This window comes from Streptomyces sp. YS-3 (assembly GCF_045257485.1).
GTDB lineage: Bacteria > Actinomycetota > Actinomycetes > Streptomycetales > Streptomycetaceae > Streptomyces.
The window spans coordinates 1-1,594 of sequence record NZ_JBJHPC010000952.1; the positions used below are offsets into that span (position 1 = coordinate 1).

The 1,594-nt window shown below is 71.7% G+C and carries 2 protein-coding genes; both read right to left on the reverse strand.

Features of this window, described 5'->3' with window-relative positions:
- A partial coding sequence (locus ACJA3G_RS36625) for a glutaminase (RefSeq protein WP_406557334.1) occupies window positions 1-831 on the reverse strand: 831 nt, incomplete at its 3' end.
- Between the two features lie 23 nt (window positions 832-854).
- Window positions 855-1,547, reverse strand: coding sequence for a demethylmenaquinone methyltransferase (locus ACJA3G_RS36630; protein ID WP_406557335.1), 693 nt, complete (start codon window positions 1,545-1,547; stop codon window positions 855-857).
- Window positions 1,548-1,594 lie beyond the last annotated feature (47 nt).

The following is a 1,594-nucleotide window of genomic DNA, read 5'->3' on the forward strand; positions in this document are numbered from 1 at the left end:
CCACACGCACAGCGTGCACCGGCCGGGCACGACCGCCATGATCCCGCCGCCCACCCCGCTCTTGCCCGGCAGACCGACGCGGTACGCGAAGTCGCCCGCCGCGTCATAGGTCCCGCACGTCAGCATCACCGCGTTGACCTGCTTCGCCTCACTGCGCGACAGCAGCCGCGAGCCGTCCGCGCGCAGCCCGTGGCGGGCCAGGAAGCGGGCCGCCAGAGCGAGATCCGCGCAGCTCATCTCGATGGCGCACTGCCAGAAGTAGTGGTCGAGCAGGGTCGGTACGTCGTTGGCGATGTTGCCGTACGAGGCCATGAAGTGGGCCAGCGCCGCGTTCCGGTCGCCGTGGGCGGACTCGGACTCGGCCACCACCGCGTCGAAGGCGAGCCCGGGGTTGCCGGTCTCCTCCCGCAGGAACTCCAGCAGTTCACTGCTGGCGTCCCCGGTGAGGGTCTGGAGCCGGTCGGTCACGACCAGCGCGCCCGCGTTGATGAACGGATTGCGCGGGATGCCGTTCTCGTACTCCAGCTGCACCAGCGAGTTGAACGGGTTGCCCGACGGCTCGCGGCCGACGTGCTCCCACAGGCTGTCGCCGCCACGGGCGAGGGCCAGGGCGAGCGTGAACACCTTGGTGATCGACTGGGCGGAGAAGGGGCGCTGCCAGTCCCCCACCCCGTACACCGTGCCGTCGAGGTCCGCGACGGCCATCCCGAAGCGGGACGGGTCCACGTCGGCGAGGGCGGGGATGTACGCGGCGGGGGTGCCGGTGCCCACGAGGGGCGCGACGTCGTCCGCGATTCTGTGGAGGACGGCCTGATAGTCCTGCTGGTCCACGGGGTGCCGGTACCGGTGCCGGGTTACTGGGGCTTGTAGCCGCGGTGCAGCGCCACCACACCGCCGGTGAGGTTGCGCCAGGCGACCCTGGTCCAGCCGGCCCGCTGGAGCCGGGCGGCCAGGGCGGGCTGGTCGGGCCAGGCGCGGATGGACTCGGCGAGGTAGACGTACGCGTCGGGGTTGGACGACACGGCGGTGGCGACCGGGGGCAGGGCGCGCATCAGGTACTCGCTGTAGACCGTACGGAACGGCTTCCAGGTCGGCTGCGAGAACTCGCAGATGACCACCCGGCCGCCGGGGCGGGTCACGCGCAGCAGCTCGCGCAGGGCGGTGTCGGTGTCCTGGACGTTGCGCAGGCCGAAGGAGATGGTGACGGCGTCGAAGGTGTCGTCCTTGAACGGCAGCTTCGTGGCGTCGCCCGCGGTGAACGGCAGGTGGGGGTGGCGGTCCTTGCCGACCTTCAGCATCCCGAGGGAGAAGTCGCACGGGACGACGTAGGCGCCGGTGGCGGCGAAGGGGAGGGAGGAGGTGGCGGTCCCGGCGGCGAGGTCCAGGACCTTCTGGGCGGGGCGCGCGTCGACCGCCTTGGCGACCTCCTTGCGCCAGAGGCGGGTCTGGCCGAGGGAGAGCACGTCGTTGGTGCGGTCGTAGTTCGCGGCGACGTCGCCTCGATGTTCGACGACGTGCGGCTGCTTGTCCAGGGATGCGCGGGTCACGTCTTCATTGTGCCTGGGACTCCGCCCCCGCCGCCCGCGCCCCCCTC